The sequence below is a fragment of the Polynucleobacter sp. MWH-Berg-3C6 genome (assembly GCF_018881855.1).
GTDB lineage: Bacteria > Pseudomonadota > Gammaproteobacteria > Burkholderiales > Burkholderiaceae > Polynucleobacter.
The window spans coordinates 190,029-215,489 of the sequence record NZ_JACVPN010000005.1 but is presented as its reverse complement, the minus strand read 5'-3'; the positions used below and the strand labels follow the sequence as shown (position 1 = coordinate 215,489).

Below are 25,461 nucleotides of genomic sequence, written 5' to 3'. Positions count from 1 at the left end.
CGCCGAGGGATTTAAACTGATCTCAGCGCACTATTTAATGACCCCTTACTAGGCTCTCTTGATTTATGGATTTTTCTGCTCTAGCTCTTTCTACTGGTGTTGTTGCTTTAGCGGAGATGGGTGACAAAACCCAGCTTCTCTCTTTGATGTTGGCTGCACGCTACCCCAAACAAGCCTTAGCAATTATTGCGGGCATCTTGATTGCCACCATTGCCAACCATGCCTGTGCAGCTTTACTGGGGCACTGGCTAACCACTTTAGTTTCTCCAGATGAAATGCGATGGATTTTAGGTTTGAGCTTCTTAGGTATCGGTCTATGGCTCCTTGTCCCAGATCATATTGATGATGCGGCCGGATCAAAAGTAGCCGATCGTGCATGGCAAGTATTTCTGCTAACCGTTGGCCTATTCTTTTTAGCGGAGATGGGGGATAAGACCCAAATTGCAACGATTGCTCTAGGTGCACGTTATGAAGATGTTTTTTCTGTAACGGTTGGCACCACCTTGGGGATGATGTTGGCAAATGCTCCAGCAGTCTGGATTGGTCAAAAATTTACCAAGCGTATGCCCATTAAGTGGGTGCATGCCGTTGCTGCTGCTACCTTTATTGCGATTGGTATTGCCACGCTAATCTGGGGTTAGTGGCCTATGACCGGCCTGCAGCGAGTCTAGCCAAGGCTTAAAATAAACCTATGAAAACTGATCTGCCCCAGAGCTTTCGTCGGCTCGAATACCGTCCCCCCGTTTACACCTTTGATCAAGTAGAGCTTGATATTGCCTTGGATCCTGCACGCACGATTGTGAAAAGTCGGATTGAGGTCTTGCCAGGCAAGAGTTTTGAAGCTGGGGCGCCCTTGGTTTTAGTGGGCCAAGAATTAGAGTTTGTGAGTTTGCGGATTAATGGAGAGGCCCATCGTCACCTTGAGCTTACCCCTGAATTTTTAACCATCCATTCCTTGCCAAATGAGGGTAGGGATAAATTCATTGTTGAAATCATTTGCGTTTGTGTCCCAGAAAAAAATACTTCTCTCATGGGCTTGTATGTTTCGAATGGAAACTTCTTTACGCAATGCGAGGCTGAGGGCTTCAGAAAGATTACTTACTTTCTAGATCGTCCTGATGTGATGGCGCGTTATCGCGTGACATTGCGAGCGCGTGAAGCTGAGTGCCCGGTTCTCTTATCCAATGGCAATCTCTTGAACACAGAGAAATTGCCAAATGGTTGGCATAGCGCCACTTGGGAAGACCCATTTCCAAAGCCATCCTACCTGTTTGCACTGGTCGCTGGTAAGTTGGAATGTATTGAGGAGACTATTACCACTAGTAGTGGCGCCAAGAAGTTATTGCAGATCTGGGTGGAGCCCCATGATCTGAAGAAAACGCGTCACGCCATGGATTCCTTGATCGCCTCCATTCATTGGGATGAAAAACGTTTTGGCCTAGAGTTGGATTTAGAGCGCTTCATGATTGTGGCGGTAGGTGATTTCAATATGGGAGCGATGGAGAACAAGGGGTTGAATATTTTCAATACCAAGTTTGTGCTCGCGCAACCCGAAACCGCAACCGATGCAGACTTTGCCAACATTGAAAGTGTTGTTGCGCATGAGTATTTCCATAATTGGACTGGTAATCGAGTCACTTGCCAAGATTGGTTTCAGTTATCCCTTAAAGAAGGCCTAACGGTATTTAGAGACCAAGAGTTTTCTGCCGATCAAATGGGTAGTGAATCTGGGAGGGCAGTAAAGCGCATAGAGGATGTCCGCTTGCTACGTCAGCTTCAGTTTCCTGAAGATGCAGGTCCGATGGCTCACCCCATTCGCCCAGATGAATACCAGGAGATAAGTAACTTCTATACCGTGACTGTGTATGAAAAGGGCTCAGAAGTAGTTCGTATGTATCAGGCCTTACTCGGTAAAGAGGGGTTCCGTAAGGGTATGGATTTGTATTTCAAGCGCCATGATGGTCAGGCGGTCACCTGCGATGATTTCTTAATGGCAATGGCGGATGCTAATGGTAGAGACCTTACCCAATTTAGAAATTGGTATAGCCAAGCAGGCACTCCGCGGGTGAAGATTCAAGAGCATTACGATTCAAGTAAAAAACAATATCAAATTACATTGACTCAAAGCTGTGCCCCAAGTACTGGCCAGCCTGAGAAGAAGCCTTTTCATATTCCGCTGAAAATGTGCCTGATTACTAAAGACAATCATCAAGTAGAGCAGTTATTGGAGTTGACGCAAGCTAATCAAACCTGGACTTTTGACAATATTGTTGAGCGCCCGGTGCTGTCAATAAATCGAAACTTCTCAGCCCCGATTCATTTAGACTTTGAGCAAAGTGAAGCCGATCTTTTAACACTGTTCTCATCTGATGATGATCCTTTTAATCGCTGGGAGGCTGCTCAGAGACTAGCGATGCAAATGATTTTGAACAATCGCTTGCCTGATGAGAGATTAATTAGCGCCTATCGTGAGCTATTGCTTGATCCCAAGCTAGACCCAGCTTTTAAAGAACTGGCCTTGACCTTACCTGCAGAATCCTATCTTTACGAACAGTGCGCTAGCGTAGATCCGCAGAAAATTTTTGCCGCCCGCCGTGCCTTCCGCAGGGAAATTGCGAAGCAGTTGCAATTAGAGTGGGCTGCACTTTATCAGCAAATGCAAACACCTGGGCCATTTAAGTCTGATGCAGTCGATTCAGGTAAGCGTGCCCTCAAGAACTTGGCCCTCAGTATGTTGCTCGAAGCCAACAAGGATGTTTGGGCGCCTATGGCAGTAAACCAATACCGCGTTGCCGACAATATGACTGATCGCTATGCTGCTTTAGCCGGCTTAGTGATTCATGGGGCGAAGGAATCAAAAGACTGCTTAATTGATTTCTATGAACGCTTTGCAAATGATGCTTTGGTCATTGATAAGTGGTTTGGATTGCAATCAAGTCGCCCACCTGTTGATGGTCTTGAGCCCACCTTGAGTGATGTCAAGAAATTACGTGAGCATCCTGCATTTAAGATGAATAACCCGAATCGAGTCCGTAGTGTGATTCATGCCTTCTGCTCCAATAACCCTGCAAGCTTTCATCAGGTGGATGGCAGTGGTTATGAGTTTTGGGCTGATAGCGTTTTAGCTTTGGATCCAATTAACCCTCAGGTTGCAGCACGCTTGGCAAGGGCCTTGGATCGCTGGCGTCTATTTGCCCAGCCCTATCAAGATAAGATGAAAGCAGCTCTAGAGCGCGTGGCAGCATGCTCAACCCTTTCTCCAGATACGCGAGAAGTGGTTGGTAAGGCTTTGGGTAACTAGTCTTTTGTTAGTGCAACTGATTACTATAGGAAATACCTAATTTAGTTGCAAGACCCTCCAAGTGCTTGTCTAGGGTCCATATCAGTGCATTATCCGATAGTAAGGTAGAGGCCAGAAGTGATACGTCAACAGCGCCACAGCCCGATTCATAGAGTTGATGTTTTTCTATAAAGTCGAGAGTTTCATTCGGCGTTGCAACGGTTGCTTGCTGCAATTTTTTTAGGTATCCCAACGTTTTAGATCTTGGGGATGGCGGTGATCCACATGCTAATTCTATTAAGACTAATGGATGACAGAGGATCTGATCATTTGCTAATAGTGTCTCAAAAGATGCATTCGATTTTCTAAAGTGCGAAACCCATACTGAAGTATCAACTAGAACCATCGTCATTATTGCTGCCCGACCTTTGATCTACGACGGGGAATGCTTTTCATTTGAGGAGATTTGCCACCTAGAGAAGCTAGCCGTTTTGCGACCTGAACCCTTATAAAAACATTAATAGCTTCACGAAAAAGGTCGGCTTTATCCATCTCTGGGTCGGCGAGATCTAATCCCCTTTGATAAAGGTCGTCATCAATGGTTACGGTTGTTCTCATATTTAATCCTCATCAATAATGATGCATTATATCATCTAAATTAACATCAAAAGATAGCCTTACCTCGACTTGAAATGATTAAACACCTAATTTTTTTAGGATTGAGGCTCTTTTTAGAGTTGATGGCAGGAAAAGGGCAAAATAGACCCTAATCTCAATAGCACTTTGGAGAATCGCCTTTGTCCTCAAGTACCAATACCAACTTCAAGCAATATTTAGTAAGCGCTAAACCTAAAGGCGCCGCTATTCCTGCCGGTCTGCAAGATTTATTACTCGCGGTAGTCAATACTTGCTCGACCTTAAGTCATGAAGTAGCACAGGGCGCCTTGATTGGTTTGCTTGGTTCTGCTGGTAGCGGCAACGTACAGGGTGAAGTGCAGCAAAAACTCGACATCATTGCTAATGATCAATTGATGGATGGCGTCAAAGGGTGTAAATCACTTGCTGGTCTTGCCTCCGAAGAAATGGAATTGCCTGTACCAGTACAGGGCACTGGTGATTACCTTCTCTTGTTTGATCCGCTTGATGGCTCATCTAATATTGATGTGAATGTTTCCATTGGCACTATTTTTTCTATCCTGAAGAAGCAAGATCCCAATGCTCCATTGCAAACTTCTGATTTCTTGTTATCGGGACGTCATCAAGTAGCTGCTGGCTATGTAGTTTATGGTCCACAAACCACAATGGCCCTTACCTTGGGTGATGGCGTAGTGATGTTTACCTTAAATAAAGAGACTGGCGAATTCTTATTAATTAAAGATGCTGTGACTATATCGCCTGCTACCAAAGAGTTCGCAATCAATATGTCTAATATGCGTCACTGGGCTGATCCAGTACGCCGTTATGTTGAAGAATGTTTAGCTGGCACTACTGGTGCACGTGATAAAGATTTCAATATGCGCTGGATTGCCTCAATGGTGGCTGATGTACATCGTGTTTTATCCCGTGGCGGCGTATTTATGTACCCTTGGGATAAGCGTGATCCAAAAAAGGCCGGGAAGTTGCGCTTAATGTATGAAGCTAATCCAATGAGCTTCTTGGTAGAGCAGGCTGGCGGCGCTTCCATTAATGGCACTCAGACCATTATGGATCTCCAGCCAACGGGCTTGCATGAGCGTGTCTCAGTGATGTTGGGGTCTAAAGAAGAAATTGATCGTTTACGGCAATACCATTCGTAAGCGATAGCCCAAGTTTGATCTTAGGGCTTTACTTTTGCTTTGAGGTAGGCGAGCGACTCTTCTACTTGATCAATCAGAATGAGGCAGATATCTCCAGCAGAGATATCCTCTAAAGCAGTATCAATCGCCTTAAATTCTCCATGAATTTCTTTCACTTGCTTGGCTTTAGTTGCACCTACCAAACCTTCTTGTAAAAGCTTCAGTACTTCGCCATCTTCGCGCCCACGTTGGCAAGCATCTTGATACAAGATCACGTTATCAAATGAATTACCCAAAATACGGGTTAGGTCACGAATATCTTCATCACGTCGATCGCCAGCACCGCTAATCACAACGTGACTTTTCTTGGGCTTCATCGCCTGAATGGCACTCGCTAGAGCGCGCATTGCATCTGGATTATGACCATAGTCAGCAATCACGGTTGCACCGTTGTGCTGGAACTGATTGAAACGACCTGGAACTGAGTTTGCATCACTCTCGAAACTGTAGAGGGCGCGAGCAATTTTCTCAGCATCTAATCCGAGAGCCCAGGCAGCACCGATTGCGGCCATCGCATTTTCTACCTGGAAACCGAGTACCCCATTTTGGGTGATTGGGATTTCACTGACAGGGAAGCGATAAATAATTCTTGAGCCCTTTGAGGCAACAATGTAGGTGCCATCAAAGTAAATTACCTTCTTATTCTTGGCACGATGCGCAGCAATGACTGGATGGTGCTGATTCTGGGCAAAGAAAATGACCCGACCGGAACATTTATCGCCCATTTTCACTACGATAGGGTCTGCGGCATTCAGAACAGCGGCGCCAGTTGGGGCAACGTTTTGTACGATGACGCGTTTGAGAATTGCTAAATCTTCGACGCTAGTGATGTAGTTCAGGCCGAGGTGGTCACCTTCACCAATATTGGTAACTACAGCCACTTCACAACGATCAAAACCAAGTCCTTCGCGTAGCATGCCACCGCGGGCTGTTTCCAGTACTGCGGCATCTACGTCAGGATGCATTAATACATTACGAGCGCTCTTAGGCCCACTACAATCACCAGAGTCAATCAAGCGATGATTAATATAAACGCCATCAGTTGTAGTCATTCCAACACGAAGACCGGTCTCATCTAATAGATGTGCAATTAAACGTACGGTAGTTGTTTTGCCGTTGGTTCCAGTGACTGCAACAACTGGAATGCGACCATCATCTCCAGGGGGGAACATCATATTAATGATGTCTTCACCAACAGGGCGGCCTTTGCCATAGGAGGGCTTAAGGTGCATACGCAAGCCAGGTGCAGCATTGACTTCAACGATGCCGCCCCCTTGCTGCTCTAATGGCTTATAGATAGACTCACACAAAATATCAACGCCAGCAATATCCAGCCCAATCATTTGTGCGGCAGCTACTGCACTTGCAGCAACATCAGGATGGACATCATCAGTGACATCGGTAGCGGTGCCACCAGTACTTAAATTAGCGTTATTACGGAGTAATACGCGTTCACCAGTTTTAGGAACGTGTTGAGGGGTGAGTCCATTGCTGGCTAGATGGGCTAAAGCAATATCGTCAAAGCGTATTTTCGTCAGGGCAGTTGCATGACCATCACCGCGCAATGGATTCTTATTTTCCATTTCAACTAATTGGGTAACGGTATGCGTACCATCACCAACAACTTGAGCGGGTTCGCGACGAGCGGCTGCTGAGAGGCGATTACCAACGACTAGAAGACGATAGTCGGCACCAGGTAGGTAGCGCTCAACAATAGTTTCACGACCAAAACCTTGGGTCACTATAAATCCAGCACGAATATCTTCTTCCGTTTGAATATTGGCAACAACACCCTTACCTTGATTGCCATCTTTGGGCTTGAGAACAATTGGGCCGCCAATTTTTTGCGCGGCACGCCAAGCATCATCAGCGGTCGTGACGACTTCGCCAATCGGTACTGATACACCTGCAGCTGCAAGTAAGTTCTTAGTGAGCTCTTTATCTTGTGCAATAGCCTCAGCAATTGCACTGGTGTCGCTGGTCTCAGCCGCTTGAATACGTTTTTGTTTGCTACCCCAACCAAACTGAACCATGCTGCCTTCAGTCATGCGGCGATAGGGGATGTTGCGCTGGACAGCTGCATCCACAATAGATCCAGTGCTGGGGCCTAGGCGAACATCTTCATACAAAGCCTCAAGTTCAGAGAGCGCAGCAGCAAGATCAAACGGCGCATCATTCAATGTCGCCTGAATGAGAGCAAATGCAAAGTCAAAGGCCATGCGACCAACGACCTCTTCGGTATATTCCACGACTACTTGATAAACACCAACGTCGATCGTTTGAACTGTGCGACTAAAAGTAACAGGGCAACCTGCCTGCGCTTGTAAGCCAAGTGCAGCGTGTTCTAAGGCATGGGCAAGTGAGAGGACTTCATTGTGACCACCACGACGCATGCTACCTAGCTGCGGAAAGCGTTCACGAATCTTGTTTTCAAATTGGGGAATAGAGTCGATTGAGCGCTCAGATGCGTCGCAAGAAACAATGGCTTCTAGCGCAGTGTGACGGCTCCATAAATTGGGGCCGCGCAGCATACGAATACGGGTGATTTCCAATTAAGCCCCTGTTGCAGTAGTAAGGTCTGGCACGAATGTTTCTGCGCCAGCTTCAATCACGTTAAATGGTATATCTAGTGCCCAGGCAGCAGCAATCGCTGCGCCGAGGTTCATGCCCTTCCATGGAGCCGAAGCATCTGATTCTGAGTGGCGTGGTACTGGAATCGATTTTTGATCTAATTTGCCAGACTTAAGGGTGATTTGTTGTTTGCCAACCAGCACTACACGCCCACCGTTTTCTAAATGGTTTTTAATTACTTCAGAATTTGGATCTTCACTAAAGAAGATGACTTGACCATCGCAGAGTTCTGCCATCTGAACGCACATTGGATCATCAGCGTTGAGAACGCCAATACCAGTTGGTAAGACAACATCAATCTGAGTCCGCACAATACTAAAAACTTGGTCTTCATCGTAAATTGCGTATTGCGGGAAGTTGGCTTTTGGATTGACGTTAAGCACGACCCCAACCTGGCAGCGATCGTAAGCCAAGCCCTCAATCAGCATTGAGAGATGATTGTTTTCAATGACGACAGCTTCTACGGCACGATTGAGTAAGGTGCGGCGTGCATTTTCCCAGTTGGAGGCATTGGTATTTGGGATTGCGCGATTACCGAAGAACAAACCTTTACTGCATGAAAGGCCAACATAGACATTTGTCAGGCGTAAAAAGTGCGCAACCATTTCTGCAACCGGTGTTTTGCCATTTTCACCACAAATACCTACCACTGGGATACGGAAGTCCGAACCCGGAGGGAAGAGGTGATTGGCAATTTCTTTACCTACGGGTTGAGGTTTACCGCTGGCTGGCTTTAAATGCATGAGTAGGCCAGGACCAGCATTGACTTCCACAATGGCAGCATTTTGTTCTGCCAATGGACGGCCAATATCTTGCGCAACCAGATCAACACCAGCAATCTCCAATCCAACTACGCGTGCAGCTAGGGCGACTTGGTGCGCCACATCCGGATGAATCAGATCAGTAACATCAAAAGCAACGTTGCCATTGCTCTGAATCAGCACCTTGTGATCAATACCAGGAATGCTATCGCCAGTGAGCTGCTGTCTTGCCAGCTCTAGCTCTACTGCCGAATCAATACGTACAGGATTCAGTGGATGCTCTTCTGTAGTTCCGCGACGTGGATCGGAATTAATTTGTATTTGAATGAGTTCACGAACAGTGTGCTTGCCATCACCAGTAACCCAAACAGTTTCACCTTTTGCTGCAGCAACCACTTTGTTGCCAACGACAAGCAGGCGATGTTCATCGCCAACAACGTGCCGTTCAACGAGTACTTCACTGCCTTCATCAATTGCAACTGCATAAGCAGCTTCAATCTCTTGTTGGGTATAGAGGTTAATGAATACGCCGCGACCGTGATTACCATCAATGGGTTTCACTACGACAGGTAAGCCAATGTCTTGAGCGGCTTCCCAGGCATCATCCGGGCTGGTAACGGTTCTACCTTCAGGAGTGGGTACACCAGCGCTGCGCAATAAACTCTTCGTTAAATCTTTATCTCTAGAAATAGTTTCAGCAATCGCGCTAGTTTGATCAGTCTCTGCAGTCCAGATACGGCGTTGTTTAGCGCCGTAACCCAATTGCACCAAGTTACCTTCAGATAAGCGAATTGAGGGAATGCCGCGTTCTTCAGCAGCATTCACAATACAAGCTGTACTTGGTCCAAGTAAAAGATCGTCACCAATGTCACGCAGTTTTTCGATAATGTCACTGACAAGCGCAACACAATCTTTGTTGTCTTGCGCTAATGCTAAGTACAAATCACGTGCATATTTGAGAGCGGTTAATGTGACTTCTTCATTAATGGCGCTGACCATCACTTTGTATACGCCGCGTCGATCACCATCACGTGCTTTACCAAAGCCACCCGGAATACCAGCTAGATTTTGTAGCTCGAGTGTGAGGTGTTCCAGGATATGTGCTGGCCAAGTGCCTTCTTCAACGCGCTTTAAGAAGCCACCGGTTTCTCCGTAGCTGCAACGGTGCTCAACAAGACTAGGGAGGGCCTTAACAAGACGCTCATAAAAACCAGGGATGAGGTTAGAGGGGTAGTCCTCTAAATCGCCAATATCCAGCCAAACCTCAATAACAGGGTGGTAGGTCCACATATTGGGGCCACGGAGATGCTTAACGCTCAGGATCTCAATGGATTTGTCGAGTAATTGGGGCATGTTTGGGGTGTTGCGAGTGGCGGGGCCATGGTTTGGCTATGGCGCGTCAGACAGTCTCTCTATTTCTAGTTTTTATTTAAAGCTCACAAAATTAGCAAAAATACACAAAAAGGCCTACTTATCTAATTTAACGTTTTTAGGGCGCTAAAGTTGACAGTAGCTATAAATCTAAAAAATCTAGCTCCACTATACTTTTAGAGTCGATGAAGCCAGAAATCCTACCTTTTGCCCCCGCTTTGCCAAGCTATTGGCAACCTATTTTGCAGGGCGAAAAATCCCCAGTCCCTAGTCCAGACGCTCTGCTGGCATGGGTAGAGTTGGATTTAGATGCAGAGCTGCGCTTCGAGAAAAGCCTGCTTTTCCTCAATGAAGACGGTCTGTATTGGACCGATGGCAAGCAATTTGAGTCTTGGTCCATTGGCCAGGGAGGGCATTTAACCCATGGTGACCATGCAGGAGTAGGGCATTTAAGGCTCGAAACTCCGGATAGTTTGCTCCGTACTTGGTATTTCACTCTGGCAGTCAATCCACAAGTATTGCGTCTTCAATCGAGTTTTAAACAACTCACTAAAGGTGAAGAGCAAAGTAATCCAGAATCCAGTGAGTACGATAAACAAGTTTGCCCAGTTTGCTTAAGTCCAAAGCCAGCCAATTCTGATTCCTGTCCAACGTGCGATCCAGAGGATGATGCACCACCCTCTACATGGACGCTTTTTAAGTTATGGCGTTTTGCAAAGCCATATAAAAAACAACTTGCATTGGGTTTTGTGCTCACCTTATTGTCCACCGGGGCAACACTGATTCCACCTTATCTCACGATGCCATTGATGGATCATGTTTTGATTCCGTATGAGCGTGGCAACTCAATTGATTTTCATTTGGCGAGCATGTATTTGCTTGCTTTATTTGCTGCAGCCATTGTTGCTTGGGGTCTTGGTTGGTGGAAGACTTACTTGCTGGCGTTGGTAAGCGAGCGCATTGGCGCTGATTTACGTAACACTACTTTTGAACACCTGCTCAAACTGTCTTTAGAGTATTTCGGCGGCAAACGCACGGGGGACTTGATTGCACGTATTGGCGCAGAGACTGATCGCATCTGCGTTTTCTTATCCTTATACGCCTTAGATTTTGCGACTGATGTACTCATGATCACCATGACTGCGGCAATCTTGGTATCGATTGATCCCTTACTTGCCTTGGTAACCCTAGCGCCTTTGCCATTTATTGTGTGGATGATTCATGTGGTGCGCGATCGCTTGCGCTTTGGTTTTGAAAAGATTGATCGCATATGGTCTGAAGTGACCAATATCTTGGCCGATACCATTCCGGGAATTCGGGTGGTGAAAGCGTTTGCTCAAGAAGATCGTGAACTAAAGCGCTTTGTTGATTCAAATAAGCACAATTTACAAATTAACGATCGCGTGAATCGTGTTTGGGGCTTGTTTTCTCCAACCGTAACCCTGCTTACCGAAACTGGATTGTTGGTTGTATGGGGCTTTGGTATTTGGCAAGTTGCTCACCAAAAAGTAACCGTTGGTGTATTGATTGCTTTCTTGGCCTATATCGGACGTTTTTATATTCGCTTAGATTCGATGAGTCGAATTGTTTCTCATACGCAAAAAGCCGCAGCAGGGGCTAAACGTATCTTTGATATTTTGGATCATGTGTCCAGCGTTCCTGAGCCTATTAACCCGGCACCATTGGGGCCAGTTCAGGGCCGCATTTCATTGCGGGGTGTGGGTTTCCGCTACGGCAACCGTGCAGTATCCAAAGGCATTGATTTAGATATCGCTCCCGGTGAAATGATCGGCTTAGTAGGGCATAGCGGTTCAGGTAAGAGCACGCTAGTAAATCTCATTTGCCGTTTTTATGATGTGAGTGCTGGTTCAGTAGCATTGGATGGGCGTGATATTCGTAGCATTCGAATTGCTGACTACCGTAAATGTATTGGCTTAGTGCTGCAGGAGCCATTCTTATTCTTTGGCACGATTGCAGAAAATATTGCCTATGGAAAACCTGATGCTACTCGGGAAGAAATCATTGAGGCGGCTCGTGCAGCTCACGCCCATGAATTCATTCTGAGACTTCCGCTTGGTTACGATTCTCTTGTGGGTGAGCGCGGACAATCTTTATCGGGCGGCGAGCGTCAGCGTATCTCAATCGCACGTGCGCTCCTCATTAATCCAAGTATTTTGATTTTGGATGAGGCAACATCATCAGTCGACACTACTACTGAAAAAGAGATTCAGCGCGCTTTAGATAACTTGGTGAAAGGTCGCACAACGATTGCGATTGCTCACCGTTTATCGACTCTTAGAAAAGCTGATCGCCTGGTAGTCCTCGATAAGGGCGAGATTGTGGAGATTGGTTCACATGAACAATTAATGGATGCTCAAGGTGCTTACTACACCTTGTATCAGGCACAACTGCGTCATGCGGCCGAGTTGGTTGAGGGTGGCGCCATTGGCGAGAGTCTTGAGGAGTACCAAGATGAGAAGCAAGAAGAAAAATTAGAAGTGATTGCAAAGAACATTGGGGGTGGTGTATGAATAAGACCCATCAGTTAGAACGAGATTCACTTGGCCGCTTAGTTTTGATCGATGCAAAGGGCGAGCGGCACATTGGTGTTTATCCAGTTCGTGCGTTCCCAATTACTGCCCCTAGTTCTGGTATTGGCATCATGAATCAGTCAGGCAAAGAGGTATGCTGGTATCCAGATGTTGCGCTGATTCCATCGGCAGAGCTCAATCTGATTGAAGAAGAGTTAGCGGCCCGCGAATTTATGCCGGTCATTGAAAGAATTACGAAGGTGTCTACATTTGCGACGCCAAGCATTTGGGATATAGAAACGGATCGTGGCCCAACGCGTATTCGCCTGAAGGGTGAAGAAGACATTCGCAGAATTGCAGGCAATACTTTGCTGATTGCTGATTCCAATGGCCTGCAGTTTTTGATCAAAGATTCCACGCAGTTGGATAAAGTCAGCAAAAAGCTGCTAGATCGCTTCCGCTAGAATCAAAGCGGATTTGCCGCTTTAGCTCAGTTGGTAGAGCAGTTCATTCGTAATGAAAAGGTCGCCAGTTCGATTCCGGCAAGCGGCACCAGCCCCTCATTCACTAGGGTAAATACTTAACTTTTTAAGCTAGCTCTCTTTTGCATCATTCCAAGCTAATAACCATATTCATTATGTGCATTTATTGTGCATTAAATGCAGTTTCTCAAAGAAGATGTAAGTACACTCAAGGCTGTCTTTGGCTTAATGTATCAGGGTTTCTACTAGCTTGTGTAAGCTTGCGTGTAACGATTTTGAAATAATTGATGTCAGTCAACTTTAACTGTGACATTTTGATTAAAAATCACATCCATATTACATAAACCAAATTCAATTGGTAAACCATATTTATTGGAGGAGATGTTCATGAAGATGAAGTTAAAAGGGGCATTGATTTCCACCGCTCTAGCCCTCGGTGTCGCTGGCGTTTCACCTGCATTTGCTGCATGGGAACCAACTAAGCCTGTTGAGTTCATCATTCCTGCTGGTCCTGGTGGTGGCGCTGACCAAATGGCGCGCATGATCCAAGGCATCATTACCAAAAACAATTTAATGAAGCAAGCAGTGATCCCTGTGAACAAGGGAGCCGGTGCTGGAGCTGAAGGTTTCTTGGCAATGAAAGAAGCTAAAGGCGATCCAAATAAGATTGTGATCACGCTTTCAAACTTGTTTACTACTCCATTAGCAACAGGCGTCCCCTTTAACTGGCAAGACATTACTCCGGTAGCCATGTTGGCGCTTGACCAATTCGTTTTGTGGGATAACGCTGACAAGCCATACAAAACTGCCAAGGAATATATCGATGCCGCTAAAGCAGCAGGTCCAGGTAAATTCAAAATGGGCGGTACAGGCTCTAAGTCTGAAGACCAAATCATTACTGTGGCAATTGAAAAAGCCACTGGTGCTAAGTTCACTTACATCCCATTCAAAGGGGGTGGCGACGTTGCTGTTCAGCTCGTAGGTAACCACATTGATTCTTCTGTAAACAACCCAATTGAAGCGGTCGCTCAATGGCGTGCAAATAAATTACGTGCATTGTGCGTATTTGATGACACACGTATGCCATACAAAGAGAAGGTTACTGATACCCAGTCTTGGTATGACGTACCAACCTGTAAAGAAGCAGGCGTGCCAACTGACTATGTCATGTTGCGCGGTATTTTTATGGCTCCAGGCGTAACTCAAGAGCAGGTTGATTACTATGTTGATGTATTCAAGAAAGTGCGCGCTACGCCAGAGTGGAAGAAGTTCATGGCTGATGGTGCATTTAATCAGACCTTCATGACCGGCAAAGAGTTTAGAAACTGGCTCACATTGAATGAAGCTTTGCATAAGCAATTGATGACCGAAGCTGGCTTCTTGGCCAAGTAATTTGTAGGAAATCTGATAGGACCTCCACTAGGGGGTCCTATTTTTTAAGTAGTGTATTAATTAACTTTATTGATAAACAAAGCAAATGTCTGAACATACAAATAATTCAAATCAAGATTCTGCGATCAGCGTCAGAGCAATGGATATCATCACTGCGATCGTTTTCCTTGCGATTGGCATCACTGTGATGGTTGGCAGCCTAAAGTTAGGTGCCAGTTGGGGTGCTGATGGTCCTGAGGCGGGATATTTCCCTTTCTATATCAGTTTGATTATTTTGCTTTCAAGCACAGTCACTCTTTACCAGGCTGCAATCGTTAATAAGAAAAAGAAAACAGAGTCATTTGTCGATAGCGAGCCTCTAAAGCAAATTATGGCCGTGCTTTTACCGGCAATCGTTTTTGTCTTGGGCGTTCAATTGATTGGTATTTACGTTTCTTCAGCCCTCTACATCGCAATCTTTATGGTGTGGCTAGGAAAATATCCAATTTGGAAAGCAATTGCAGTATCTGTTGGGGTAAGCGTTGCCCTCTACCTCATGTTCGAGTTCTGGTTCCAAGTTCCGCTGCCACATGGCACATGGTTCAATCCGCTCGAGTTTGTTGGTGTGAACTAATAAATATAAATAAAAAAGATTAGATAAAAGGAGTTCAAGTTGGAAGAAATTAGCGCTCTATTCAATGGCTTTGCCGTTGCAATGACACCCTTTAACTTGCTGTTAATGTTGGTTGGTGTAACCCTCGGTGTGATCATCGGTGTGTTACCAGGTCTAGGCGGTGCAAACGGCATTGCGATTCTGTTGCCGTTGACATTCACGATGCCGCCAACATCCGCAATCATCATGCTCTCTTGTATTTATTGGGGCGCGTTGTTCGGCGGAGCGATTACATCAGTGCTCTTTAATATTCCAGGCGAGCCCTGGTCTGTTGCGACAACCTTTGACGGTTATCCAATGGCCCGAAATGGTAAAGCTGGTGAGGCGCTAACAGCTGCATTTACATCTTCTTTCGTTGGCGCGTTCTTTGCAATCGTGATGATTACCTTCTTGGCACCGTTGGTTGCGAAGTTTGCACTCCAATTCGGTCCTCCGGAATTCTTCTCGGTGTACTTGCTTACCTTCTGTAGTTTCGTGGGCATGAATAAGGGATCGCCATTTAAGACCATTTCCGCAATGATGCTGGGCTTTGCCTTGGCTACTGTTGGTATGGATACAGTCACCGGTCAGTTACGTTTGACATTCGGCAATCCAGAATTAATGCGTGGCTTTGACTTCTTGATCGCTGTGATCGGTTTGTTCGGTATCGGTGAGATTCTGCTTTCGATGGAAGAGGGTCTTGCATTTAAAGGTGCAGCTGCCAAGATTCGCGCTAAGGTAGTTTGGGAAACCTGGAAGCAATTACCAAAGTACTGGGCTACTTCATTACGCAGCTGTTTGATTGGTTGCTGGATGGGTATTACTCCAGGCGGCGCAACACCAGCTTCTTTCATGGCCTACGGCGTAGCTAAGCGTGTATCCAAAGAGGGCGATAAATTTGGTACCGGCAAAATGGAGGGAATTGTTGCTCCAGAAACTGCAGCTCACGCTGCTGGTACGGCGGCGCTTCTGCCAATGTTGTCTCTCGGTATTCCAGGCTCACCAACAGCAGCGGTATTGCTCGGTGGCTTGTTGATCTGGGGCTTACAACCTGGTCCTTTGCTTTTCGTAGAGAAGCCAGACTTTGTTTGGGGCTTGATCGCTAGTATGTACTTAGGTAACTTGGCCGGCTTGTTTGTTGTATTAACTTGCGTGCCACTGTTTGCCTCCATCTTGAGAATTCCGTTCTCCATTATTGCGCCAGTCATTATTGTGATTTGTGCGGTTGGTGCTTATACCGTTCACAACGCCATGTTTGACGTTTGGTTGATGATGGGCTTCGGTGTTCTAGGCTATGTCTTCAAGAAGCTCGATTATCCAATGGCGCCAATGGTTTTGGCCTTGGTATTGGGCGACCGCGCAGAAGATTCTTTCCGTCAGTCCATGTTGTTCTCCCAGGGTAGCTTAGATATTTTCTTCTCTAACCCATTGGTTGGCGGTATTACATCTCTTGCATTAATCCTGCTCTTCTGGCCATTAATTGGCAAGTTTGTTGGTAAGAAAAAGGACGCTGCTGCATAAAGCTTAACTGGTCAAAAGCCAGTCTGATCTAGTTAAAAAGGGGCGCAAGCCCCCTTTTTTCATTGAAAAGAGAAAATTCCGATAAAATACCACCATCATGAATCTCCACAAAAACCGCCTTGTTCACTGGATTGCTGCAGTCGCAATTGCAATGAGTGCATTGGCGCCAGCTATGTCACAAGCGGTATCGCTTGCTCAGCATGGTCAAGGTTTTGCGATGGAGATTTGCTCTGCAGATGGCAATAAGATGCAAATGAATGTGCAAGGCGATGAGCAAGAAGTAGCGGAGCAAGCTCAGCCATGTCCATATTGCGTTGCTCAAAACACCATCACACCAGCCTTTAATACCAACCTGACATTCCAGGCACCGCAAGCATTCGCTTTGCTGCCGGCACTTTTCTATCAATCGCCCAAGCCGCTTGCTGTTTGGGTAACTCCTCCCTCAGCAGCGCCTCCTACACAAACCTAAATCTTTTTAGGGCATAGCCTAGCTATGTAGTTGGCATCTATACGGTTGCCGTAATGTTGTGTGGAGAAGCAAATCTTGTTTCAGAAAAATAAAATTAGTACATGCATTGGTATGTTATTTGGATCAATGTTGATAGTGGGTGGTACTCAAGCTCAAATAGCGCCACCACCTGACTATGACCAAAAATTAAGGGACGTAGTTGTTGATGCAACAAGATCTGGCACGCCGCTAGATGAAATTCCGCTAAATACAACCATTCTCACAAAGGAGGCTATTGAAATATCACCGGATCAGACCATTGACCAGATATTGAAGAATGTTCCTGGGGTCATATTGAATGATCAGCCTTACTACCAAAAAGACCCCACTAGTCAAAGCATCAACACTAGAGGCCTGGGAAATGCTCGCACACTAGTATTAATAGATGGAGCACCTGCAAACGATGCATTCTATGGAACGGTTCAGTGGAATTTGGTGCCCTTATCGGCAATTGATAGCGTCGAATATATTCGTGGTGGAGTTTCGAGCTTGTGGGGTAACTACGGTATGGGCGGCGTTATCAACATTAAGACAAAGAATCCAAAGAATAGTCAGCAAGATGTATCAGCAAGTTATGGCTCATTTGGCACTGGGAATATAGCTGCATCTAAGGATGTAATTGCCTCAGATAAGATGCAACTACGATTTTCCGCAGACTATTTCAAGACGGATGGATATCAAAACGTAGCGACAATCAGCCCAGGAGCGCCGAGCAATATTTATAACGGTCAGGGGCCATCCAGTTCGAGTAATTCAAATTTGCGCTTACAGAGTTATTTCAAGCCAACGTCATCTACAACGGGATTCTTCAGACTTGGTTATCACACAATGGCTGATTTATCGAGTGGGTACTCATTTGCTACGAATTTAAAGCAAGATACCGAAATGGCGGCTGGTACAAATACGCAGATTGACTCCAGCTCAAATGTGCAAACAAACTTTTTTTACCAAAATACAATTTTCAATAAACAAAATGGATCAACTGCGGCACCAACAGCTACAGGAAAGCCATATATTAGTGCGGTGTACCAAAACCCTTACAGCACGATTGGTGGTGGTGCCCAGTATATTAAGAATCTCAATAGTGTTATTGACCAAGTGGTGGTTGGCCTTGATGCAAGAAATATCAGCGGTTCAAATTCAGCAAATAATTTTAGTTCAACTGGTTCTAACATAATGACGAATTATGCTAAAGGACAGCAAAATTTTTATGGGCTTTTGGGTCAAATAAAATCAAAATCAAACTCAATACCATTAGAAGCAACTTTATCGGCGCGATGGGATTATTGGAATAGCGAGACTTCATCGTATTACAACCAAACGGCCAGTGGAATCGCCAATCAAGCCGTTCCAAATCAAAGTAAGGCCATGCTTAATCCAACACTTGGATTGTTATACCAGGCTAGTAAAAATTGGGACCTTCGCTCTGCAGCTTATCGTGCATTTCATGCGCCAGGTATGAATAACACGCTTAGAACATATGGAAGCGACAGAGGTTGGACATTCGCCAATCCAAACCTGACACCAGAGACAATGACTGGATATGAATTTGGTACTGATTATCGATGGAAAACTGGCTTTAGTCAGCTCACCTTTTTCAATAACTATATTCAAAATGCGGTTGCACGATATCAGTTAAATCCAAACAGCTCTAACGATCAGGCGTTGGCGCAAAGCTTATGTAATAGTAATGCAACTTGGACCGGAACAAGTGATTCATACGGGGTGTGTAATGGGGCTAAAAGTTTAAATTACTATACAAATAAACAAAATTTATTAAGCCAAGGTATTGAAACTCAATATCACCATGACATTAACCCTGACTGGGCGCTTGATTTGAATTATGCGTATACCCAGACAAAGTTAACAATGAGCGCTACAAGTGATCCTGCAAACAAGCAAGTAGGAGGAGTTCCACGCAATATTGCAGGTGCTGGATTAACTTATTATCCAATTCCGAAAGCAAGTATTACCACTACACTAAGATATGTTGGCTCTTCTTGGATGAACACTCGCAATACTTTATATGTTCCAAGTTACACAATCGTTAGTCTTAGGGCAAATTATGAGATTAGTAGTAATGTTGTGATGTTTGCTTCTATTGTGAACCTATTTAATCGGCAATTTATAACATTTGGTACTGGATCTACTTCTGTTGACTATACACAGGGAACACCGCAATCAATTAATCTTGGTGCAAAAATTACATTTTGATACTGTCAAAACACTACTGGGAAATCCGCTTGATTTTTTTTAAAGCTTATCTATTTAGTTTGTTTCTTTTGGGAGCCTACGGCTCTAGTTACGCTCAAATGCAGCACTCATCAAACATGATGAGTGCTGCACCGGCTAAATCAGGTGCATGTGTTGGGACTGGACTTGATTGCGCTAATGCAGCCACTCCTTATTTCGCTCCTGATGGTAGATTACTGCTGGCGTGGACTGCAAATGGAGTGGTATCAGTAGGGCAGTCTTCTGATTTTGGGAAAACATTCACGTCCACTGTCAACATTGCGGAGCATGGTAAGTCATTGGATACTGGGAGTGATGCGCGTCCTCAAATTGTTGCCGATAAGCAAGGCAATATCTTTTTAGCTTATGCATTTTTCAAAGATGCCAATTGGAATGCGCAAATTAACACCACAAGATCAACGGATAGTGGCAGTACATTCAGTCCACCAGTATCTCTAGTTCAAGATAGCTCTAGCCAGCGCTTCCCCTCAGTCTTAATCAGGCCTGATAATTCTATTTTTATTTCCTGGATTGATAAGCGACTGGTGGCAGCCGCAAAGCAGGGGGGAGCAAAGCGTTTAGGCGGATCAATTGCTTACTCATTTTCAAATGATGGTGGAAAAACATTTCAGGCTGAACGATTTGCCAATGAGAGTAGTTGCGAGTGTTGCCGCATTGGTGGAGCTCTAGATATAAACAATCAGCCTGTGATTGTTTATCGAGCAATATTTCCAGGTGGCATTCGGGATCAGGCCACTCAAGTCATCACCACTAAAGGCGCTGAGCCAGTTCGTCGGGTTGCAGATGATGATTGGAAGACAGATGCATGCCCGCACCATGGCCCATCAATTGCAGTTTCTGGGTCTGGAAAATTCCATGTAGCCTGGTATACCCAGGGGAGCAAGCGCTCAGGCGTCTTTTATGCCAACTCTAGCAATCAGGGTGCTAGCTATTCTGTCCCCACCAGAGTTGGATCCGAGGGCGCCAATGTATCCCGACCTTATCTTTTAGCAATGGGTCAGCAGGTCTGGTTGGCTTGGAAAGAATTCAATGGCACTGATGCATTGGTTTACATTAAGCAATCTGTTGACGATGGAAAAACGTGGGGTGCTGCGCAGATGATTTCTAAAACAAATGGATATAGCGACCATCCTTTATTGGTAAATAAAGGTGATGCAGTCTTTTTGTCATGGCTGACAAGGGCTGACGGGTATCAATTGATTAAGGTTGGACAACAGCAATGAAAAAATATCTACTTACATTTGTACTTGCTATGGGAATTTCTCATCTGGCATTTGCCGATAAGTCAAATCTCAAACCTTATCAGGGCGGTGAATGGTCTAGTTTAGTGAAGAGCGCCAATGGTGCGCCAATAGCCATTCATTTTTGGGGAGTTACTTGCCCAGCTTGCGTGAAAGAGATGCCACTTTGGGGAGGCTTTTTGAAGAGCAATCAAAATGCAAAAGTAATCTTTATTCAGGTTGATGATGTCACCCCGGAGAGCATGCAAAAGATGTTGAATAAGGCTGGTTTGGAAAAAGCTAATAATTACTATGTTGTTGGGCCTTTCGATGAGCGCTTGCGTTATGAAATAGATCCCAAGTGGCATGGCGAGACACCAACCACTATATTGATCGATAAACATGGTAGAGCGACCCGTAAAACGGGATTGATGAATTTTCAACAGCTTCAGTCCAGCTTGATTGCTGGCCGAGAGAAAAATTAACTAAAAAGGATATATATGAAACGCAATACATTAGCTTTATTAGCTGTAGCTTTAGGCTTGAGTTTTTCTGTTCAAGCGCAAGAGGCAAAAGTGGGTGCAATTAAGATTGAAAAAGCTTATACCCGCTCTACGGTGCCTGGCCAGATGGCCGCCGGCGGCTTTATGAAGATTGAAAATAAAGGTGGCGCTGCTGATCAATTGATTTCTGCGAGCTCACCCGTTGCCGGAGAAGTGCAGTTGCATGAGATGGCCATGGAAGGCAACGTCATGAAAATGCGCCAAGTAAAAGATATCGCTGTTCCTTCAGGAGGTGAAGTCGAGTTAAAGCCAGGTGGCTTACACCTCATGTTTATGAATATCAAGGCACCTTTAGCCGCTGGTGAAACTGTTCCAGTGAAATTAAAGTTTGCTAAGGCTGGCGAAGTAGAAGTCAAAATGCCAGTGAATGCCATGGGCCAGCATGGCGGAGCAATGAAGCACTAAATTGTTATATTTAAATAGATCAAAAAAAGCCCCTAGTTTTACTTAGGGGCTTTTGTTTTAGATCTCTACCGATTAGGTTAAGTCTAAATTTTGATCTGTTACTGCGCCTTTGCTTGCGCTACTTGCAAGGCTTGCATATTTAGCCAGCAAGCCGCGGGTGTAGCGTGGCTTTGGCTGTTTCCAAACCGCACGACGCTTAGCAATTTCTTCTTCGCTGACGTTGAGCTGAATCAATAACTTATGGGCATCGATGGTCACAGAGTCACCTTCGTGGATGAGCGCAATGACGCCACCAACATAGGCTTCTGGAGCTACGTGGCCTACAACCATACCCCAGGTGCCACCAGAGAAGCGACCATCAGTGATAAGACCTACAGACTCACCTAAACCCTGGCCGACGAGAGCAGAGGTAGGTGCGAGCATCTCACGCATACCAGGACCACCTTTAGGACCTTCGTAGCGAATAATGACAACATCACCATCCTTGATTTTTTGAGCCATGATGGCTGCCATAGCATCATCTTCAGAATCAAAGACGCGGGCTGGACCAGTGATAGATGGGTTCTTAAGGCCGGTAATCTTGGCAACACAGCCTTCTGGAGAAATATTGCCCTTCAGAATAGCTAAGTGACCTTGCTTGTAAATCGGATTATCCAAAGTGCGAATCACTTTTTGATCTGCACGTGGCACAGACGGAATATCTTTCAATGTTTCAGCAATCGTTTTGCCAGTAATAGTCATGCAATCACCATGCAGTAATCCGCCATCGAGCAAAATCTTCATGACTTGTGGAATACCACCGGCCTGATGTAAGTCGGTTGCTAAATAAGTGCCTGATGGTTTCATATCGGCGATGACTGGAACGCGCTGACGAATACGTTCAAAGTCATCAATCGTCCAGTCAATTTCAGCGGCACTAGTAATGGCCAAGAAATGCAATACCGCATTGGTAGATCCACCAACAGCCATGATGACGCTCACAGCGTTCTCAATGGACTTTTTGGTAATGATGTCGCGTGGACGCAGGTTATTTTTGATGGCTTCAACCAAAACACGGGCTGACTCAGCTGCACTTGCCACTTTCTCTTCATCTACGTTAGCCATGGTTGAGGAGTAGGGCAGGCTCATGCCGAGTGCTTCAAAGGATGAGCTCATCGTATTAGCGGTATACATGCCACCACATGAACCGCTACCTGGGCAAGCATGCTCTTCAACACCTTTTAAATCTTCTGCGCTTAATCTACCGGAAGTAAATTCACCAACAGCTTCGAATGCAGAAACAATGTTGAGATCTTTACCTTTGTAATGACCAGGTTTAATAGTTCCGCCGTACACATAGATTGCTGGAACATTAGTACGCGCAATTGCCATCATGCCGCCTGGCATATTTTTGTCGCAACCACCAATGACCACAACACCGTCTTGCCAAAGACCATTGACGCAAACTTCAATACTGTCAGCAATCACTTCGCGTGAGACGAGAGAATATTTCATGCCCTCAGTACCCATGCCAATTCCATCAGAAACTGTAGGGGTGCCAAACAATTGAGCCTTGGCACCAGCTTCTTCTAAAGCCTCGACAGCAGCATCTGCCAATTTCTGTAATCCACTATTACAAGGAGTGATCGTAGAGTGACCATTAGCAACGCCAACCATTGGCTTTGAGAAATCCGTATCTTTGTAACCCATGGCGTAATACATCGAGCGGTTAGGTGCGCGAGCGACTCCCTCGGTGACCATGCGCGAGCGTTCATTAAGGCGTTTCATGCTTTATTACTCCAGAAAAGGTAGGTGACGAAAGGCTCTATTGTGCCGTGAGATCTGATTGAAAGCTGAGTTTCATCGTGAGGCAAGAGACGTTCTAAACATGCTGCGATGCAATATGAAAAAGTGAGTAAATTCATTGAGATAGATGGCAATTATTAGCTATGAAGCTAATAGCTAGCTGCAACTTACTGCTGTAAATTAGGCGAATTATCACTTTTCCCTTTGAATTCAATGACTAAAGTCGGCCATATCTACTTAATTGACGATGATGAATCGATGCGTATCTCTTTGGCCAGAATGTTGCGCGAACTGGGTTATTTGGTCGAGGATTACGCCTCAGCCAGTAATTTCTTGGAAAAGTCTGTGCCAGTCTCTCCAGCGGTCATTCTCTTGGATATGCAGATGCCGGATATGACGGGTCTTGATCTGCAGGAAAAGTTGCTTAAATTGGGTCGCAAGACCCCGATTATTTTTGTTAGCGGGCAAAGCCATCCTCATCAAATTGTTCAAGGCCTCAAGAAGGGGGCGGTTGATTTCCTGTTCAAACCCTTTAATTTGGAAGAGCTTCTCAAGGCTGTGGCAGATGCTATTGATTTTGACAGTCGCCAGCTGAAGCGCGTTTCTTTGGATGTAGAAACCCGCAGAGATTACGTCAGCCTAACGCCAAGAGAGCGTGAAGTTTGTGGCTGGTTGGTTAAAGGGCTCCTCAATAAAGATATTGCTGTTAAATTGGGTACGACCGATGCCACAATTAAGGTTCATAAAGCCAGAGTGATGGACAAGATGCATGCAGATTCAGTTCAGACTTTGGTGAAGAAATACCTCGAGTCAGATTTGGAAAGTCACCCTTTAAATCGTTAGCCACATGGCTAATTACTGCTGCACCATTTTGGGGTTAGTATCAGTTATATTATTTTTATAAGAGACAGGCGATAAGTCGTGAATCAGTCAGCCAAGTTACCGGAGATTCGTAAAGAGGCTTTCACTAAGGCTAGAGAAAGTCTTGGCTTAAGCACGAAAGAATTATCTGGCATGGCCTGTCTTTCTGTTCGTCAAATTGAACAAATAGAAAATGGCGAGTCTAGTACTTTTTACGGACCTCAAGTTAAAGTCACTGCCGCCAAAAAAGTTGCCGGTTTACTTAAGCTAAAAGAAGAGGATGCTTTTGATTTTGGGGGAGTCCAACCACCAGCAAAAATCATTGCAGAAAAAGAACCAGAGCCTGTAGTTGCAAAAAAAGTTGCCAAAGCAGAAAAAGCAACTGACCCAGAAAAAAAATCCAAGCCACAGCAAGTGGAGGAGACACCCAAAGTCGTTATTAAAGATCCTGAGCCGCTGACTCAATTAGAAGGCAGCAAAGCATCTGTTCAAAGCAATCCAAAAAAGAAACTCTTTGTTCTATTATGTATTGCTGCTGCACTAATATTTTCAATTGTTAATTTACGCCCATTATTTTTTCCTGAGCCGCCAAAAGAAGAGATCGTAGTAGAGGTCGTACAAGAGGCTCCGCCAGCCGCCCCAGTGGAGGAGGCTAAGCCTGCAGCACCTCCAGCGGCTGTAGCTCCCCAGGCGGTAGCTCCGGCAGCAGCGGTTTCTACCGAATGCCCAGCAGCTGATGCAGTAATCGCTAGCTATAAGCCTGAAGCGCCAAAAAAAGCTGCTGATTTGGTATACGCGCAATCGAAGACAGCGCAAACTATCTGTGTGATTGATGCCTCTGGCAAAACCCAAACTAAAACTTTGGAGTCGGGTATAGGGGCAAGCATTTATGGAAAGCCACCTTTTAAAGTACTTACATTGGGTTTAAATCAAGTGGATTTGTATTTCCAGGGCGCGAAGGTGCGCACAAGTAATGCTGGCAAGACGATTATTTTAGAGGCAGCTGAAATCAGTCAGCCTGCAGCAATAACAGATTCTCAGTTGCGCTGAGAATCTGTATAGCTTTAACAGAGATCAAACTGCAGATTCGTTTGTTTCGCCTGTGCGAATACGAATCACTTGCTCTACAGCAGTAACGAAAATCTTTCCGTCACCAATTTTTCCAGTACGTGCTGCTTTAGTAATAGCTTCAATTGCAGCCTCAACACGATCACCAGGAACGACAGCCTCTACTTTTACCTTAGGCAAAAAGTCGACTACGTATTCAGCACCACGATAGAGTTCGGTATGACCTTTTTGACGGCCAAAACCTTTTACTTCGGTCACGGTGAGGCCGGTAACACCCACTTCTGCTAAGGCTTCACGGACTTCGTCGAGCTTGAACGGCTTAATGATTGATGTAATTAATTTCATTTATTCCCCCTAATGCAG

The 25,461-nt window shown here is 45.4% G+C and carries 20 protein-coding genes, 1 tRNA gene and 1 pseudogene; 16 read left to right on the top strand and 6 right to left on the bottom strand.

Going from position 1 to position 25,461, the window contains the following annotated elements:
- Positions 1-65: 65 nt before the first annotated feature.
- Positions 66-641 (top strand): TMEM165/GDT1 family protein, encoded by a 576-nt coding sequence (locus ICN13_RS09200; RefSeq protein WP_216140052.1) that lies wholly within the window; start codon positions 66-68, stop codon positions 639-641.
- 50 nt (positions 642-691) lie between these two features.
- Positions 692-3,301, top strand: a complete 2,610-nt coding sequence (pepN, locus tag ICN13_RS09195; RefSeq protein ID WP_216140051.1) for an aminopeptidase N — start codon at positions 692-694, stop codon at positions 3,299-3,301.
- A gap of 7 nt (positions 3,302-3,308) precedes the next feature.
- Here pepN and ICN13_RS09190 read toward each other — a convergent pair whose 3' ends face one another.
- Positions 3,309-3,692 carry a PIN domain-containing protein gene (locus ICN13_RS09190; RefSeq protein ID WP_216140050.1) on the bottom strand — a complete coding sequence of 128 codons (384 nt, stop codon included), beginning with the start codon at positions 3,690-3,692 and terminating at the stop codon, positions 3,309-3,311.
- Positions 3,692-3,898 (bottom strand): type II toxin-antitoxin system VapB family antitoxin, encoded by a 207-nt coding sequence (locus ICN13_RS09185; RefSeq protein ID WP_216140049.1) that lies wholly within the window; start codon positions 3,896-3,898, stop codon positions 3,692-3,694. Before ICN13_RS09185 ends, ICN13_RS09190 begins: the two co-directional genes overlap by 1 nt.
- Positions 3,899-4,077: 179 nt before the next feature.
- Between ICN13_RS09185 and ICN13_RS09180 the strand changes: the two genes are divergently transcribed.
- The gene (locus tag ICN13_RS09180; protein ID WP_216140048.1) at positions 4,078-5,076 is read left to right on the top strand and encodes a class 1 fructose-bisphosphatase; all 999 of its coding nucleotides are present in this window, start codon (positions 4,078-4,080) and stop codon (positions 5,074-5,076) included.
- A 20-nt stretch (positions 5,077-5,096) separates the two neighbouring features.
- On the opposite strand, the gene cphA (ICN13_RS09175) is transcribed toward ICN13_RS09180, so the two are convergent.
- Both cphA (ICN13_RS09175) and cphA (ICN13_RS09170) read right to left on the bottom strand, forming a co-directional pair.
- Positions 5,097-7,667, bottom strand: coding sequence for a cyanophycin synthetase (cphA, locus tag ICN13_RS09175; protein WP_216140047.1), 2,571 nt, complete (start codon positions 7,665-7,667; stop codon positions 5,097-5,099).
- A gap of 12 nt (positions 7,668-7,679) precedes the next feature.
- Positions 7,680-9,860, bottom strand: a pseudogene (cphA, locus tag ICN13_RS09170) (cyanophycin synthetase); the annotation flags it as partial.
- 203 nt (positions 9,861-10,063) lie between these two features.
- On the opposite strand from cphA (ICN13_RS09170), the gene ICN13_RS09165 reads away from it, so the two are divergent.
- The 11 genes from ICN13_RS09165 (at position 10,064) to ICN13_RS09115 (ending at position 21,384) form a co-directional block, all read left to right on the top strand.
- Complete coding sequence (locus tag ICN13_RS09165) at positions 10,064-12,409, top strand: ABC transporter ATP-binding protein (protein ID WP_216140045.1); 2,346 nt, start codon at positions 10,064-10,066, stop codon at positions 12,407-12,409.
- Positions 12,406-12,873 (top strand): DUF1854 domain-containing protein, encoded by a 468-nt coding sequence (locus ICN13_RS09160; RefSeq protein ID WP_216140044.1) that lies wholly within the window; start codon positions 12,406-12,408, stop codon positions 12,871-12,873. Before ICN13_RS09165 ends, ICN13_RS09160 begins: the two co-directional genes overlap by 4 nt.
- A gap of 15 nt (positions 12,874-12,888) precedes the next feature.
- A tRNA-Thr gene (locus ICN13_RS09155) sits at positions 12,889-12,964 on the top strand.
- A 320-nt stretch (positions 12,965-13,284) separates the two neighbouring features.
- Entirely contained in the window at positions 13,285-14,283 is a 999-nt protein-coding gene (locus ICN13_RS09150) for a tripartite tricarboxylate transporter substrate binding protein (protein WP_216140122.1), read from the top strand.
- Between the two features lie 85 nt (positions 14,284-14,368).
- Positions 14,369-14,896, top strand: coding sequence for a tripartite tricarboxylate transporter TctB family protein (locus ICN13_RS09145; RefSeq protein WP_216140043.1), 528 nt, complete (start codon positions 14,369-14,371; stop codon positions 14,894-14,896).
- A 39-nt stretch (positions 14,897-14,935) separates the two neighbouring features.
- Entirely contained in the window at positions 14,936-16,435 is a 1,500-nt protein-coding gene (locus ICN13_RS09140) for a tripartite tricarboxylate transporter permease (RefSeq protein WP_216140042.1), read from the top strand.
- A gap of 97 nt (positions 16,436-16,532) precedes the next feature.
- On the top strand, positions 16,533-16,904 hold the full coding sequence (locus ICN13_RS09135; RefSeq protein ID WP_216140041.1) for a DUF2946 domain-containing protein: 372 nt from the start codon (positions 16,533-16,535) through the stop codon (positions 16,902-16,904).
- Positions 16,905-16,979: 75 nt separating this feature from the next.
- Positions 16,980-19,157, top strand: coding sequence for a TonB-dependent receptor (locus ICN13_RS09130; RefSeq protein ID WP_216140040.1), 2,178 nt, complete (start codon positions 16,980-16,982; stop codon positions 19,155-19,157).
- Between the two features lie 98 nt (positions 19,158-19,255).
- Positions 19,256-20,419 (top strand): sialidase family protein, encoded by a 1,164-nt coding sequence (locus ICN13_RS09125; RefSeq protein ID WP_216140039.1) that lies wholly within the window; start codon positions 19,256-19,258, stop codon positions 20,417-20,419.
- Complete coding sequence (locus ICN13_RS09120) at positions 20,416-20,901, top strand: TlpA disulfide reductase family protein (protein ID WP_216140038.1); 486 nt, start codon at positions 20,416-20,418, stop codon at positions 20,899-20,901. The genes ICN13_RS09125 and ICN13_RS09120 overlap by 4 nt, the downstream gene beginning before the upstream one ends.
- Before the next feature lie 15 nt (positions 20,902-20,916).
- Entirely contained in the window at positions 20,917-21,384 is a 468-nt protein-coding gene (locus ICN13_RS09115; RefSeq protein WP_216140037.1) for a copper chaperone PCu(A)C, read from the top strand.
- A 72-nt stretch (positions 21,385-21,456) separates the two neighbouring features.
- Here the strand turns inward: ICN13_RS09115 and ilvD are convergent, their stop codons facing one another.
- Positions 21,457-23,151 (bottom strand): dihydroxy-acid dehydratase, encoded by a 1,695-nt coding sequence (gene ilvD / locus ICN13_RS09110; RefSeq protein ID WP_216140036.1) that lies wholly within the window; start codon positions 23,149-23,151, stop codon positions 21,457-21,459.
- Positions 23,152-23,382: 231 nt separating this feature from the next.
- On the opposite strand from ilvD, the gene ICN13_RS09105 reads away from it, so the two are divergent.
- Together ICN13_RS09105 and ICN13_RS09100 are read left to right on the top strand one after the other, a co-directional pair.
- Positions 23,383-24,012 (top strand): response regulator transcription factor, encoded by a 630-nt coding sequence (locus ICN13_RS09105; RefSeq protein ID WP_255534106.1) that lies wholly within the window; start codon positions 23,383-23,385, stop codon positions 24,010-24,012.
- 78 nt (positions 24,013-24,090) lie between these two features.
- On the top strand, positions 24,091-25,080 hold the full coding sequence (locus tag ICN13_RS09100) for a helix-turn-helix transcriptional regulator (RefSeq protein WP_216140035.1): 990 nt from the start codon (positions 24,091-24,093) through the stop codon (positions 25,078-25,080).
- A gap of 24 nt (positions 25,081-25,104) precedes the next feature.
- Here the strand turns inward: ICN13_RS09100 and ICN13_RS09095 are convergent, their stop codons facing one another.
- A complete protein-coding gene (locus ICN13_RS09095; protein WP_216140034.1) occupies positions 25,105-25,443 on the bottom strand; it encodes a P-II family nitrogen regulator in 339 nt (112 codons plus the stop codon).
- Positions 25,444-25,461: the final 18 nt, after the last annotated feature.

Excerpts from the sequence above, each read along its gene's own strand:
- ICN13_RS09200 (WP_216140052.1), top strand. The coding sequence starts at position 66 with ATGGATTTTTCTGCTCTAGCTCTTTCTACTGGTGTTGTTGCTTTAGCG.
- pepN (WP_216140051.1), top strand. The coding sequence starts at position 692 with ATGAAAACTGATCTGCCCCAGAGCTTTCGTCGGCTCGAATACCGTCCC.
- ICN13_RS09190 (WP_216140050.1), bottom strand. The coding sequence starts at position 3,692 with ATGACGATGGTTCTAGTTGATACTTCAGTATGGGTTTCGCACTTTAGA.
- ICN13_RS09185 (WP_216140049.1), bottom strand. The coding sequence starts at position 3,898 with ATGAGAACAACCGTAACCATTGATGACGACCTTTATCAAAGGGGATTA.
- ICN13_RS09165 (WP_216140045.1), top strand. The coding sequence starts at position 10,064 with ATGAAGCCAGAAATCCTACCTTTTGCCCCCGCTTTGCCAAGCTATTGG.
- ICN13_RS09160 (WP_216140044.1), top strand. The coding sequence starts at position 12,406 with ATGAATAAGACCCATCAGTTAGAACGAGATTCACTTGGCCGCTTAGTT.
- ICN13_RS09150 (WP_216140122.1), top strand. The coding sequence starts at position 13,285 with ATGAAGTTAAAAGGGGCATTGATTTCCACCGCTCTAGCCCTCGGTGTC.
- ICN13_RS09145 (WP_216140043.1), top strand. The coding sequence starts at position 14,369 with ATGTCTGAACATACAAATAATTCAAATCAAGATTCTGCGATCAGCGTC.
- ICN13_RS09135 (WP_216140041.1), top strand. The coding sequence starts at position 16,533 with ATGAATCTCCACAAAAACCGCCTTGTTCACTGGATTGCTGCAGTCGCA.
- ICN13_RS09125 (WP_216140039.1), top strand. The coding sequence starts at position 19,256 with ATGCAGCACTCATCAAACATGATGAGTGCTGCACCGGCTAAATCAGGT.
- ICN13_RS09120 (WP_216140038.1), top strand. The coding sequence starts at position 20,416 with ATGAAAAAATATCTACTTACATTTGTACTTGCTATGGGAATTTCTCAT.
- ICN13_RS09115 (WP_216140037.1), top strand. The coding sequence starts at position 20,917 with ATGAAACGCAATACATTAGCTTTATTAGCTGTAGCTTTAGGCTTGAGT.
- ilvD (WP_216140036.1), bottom strand. The coding sequence starts at position 23,151 with ATGAAACGCCTTAATGAACGCTCGCGCATGGTCACCGAGGGAGTCGCT.
- ICN13_RS09105 (WP_255534106.1), top strand. The coding sequence starts at position 23,383 with ATGACTAAAGTCGGCCATATCTACTTAATTGACGATGATGAATCGATG.
- ICN13_RS09095 (WP_216140034.1), bottom strand. The coding sequence starts at position 25,443 with ATGAAATTAATTACATCAATCATTAAGCCGTTCAAGCTCGACGAAGTC.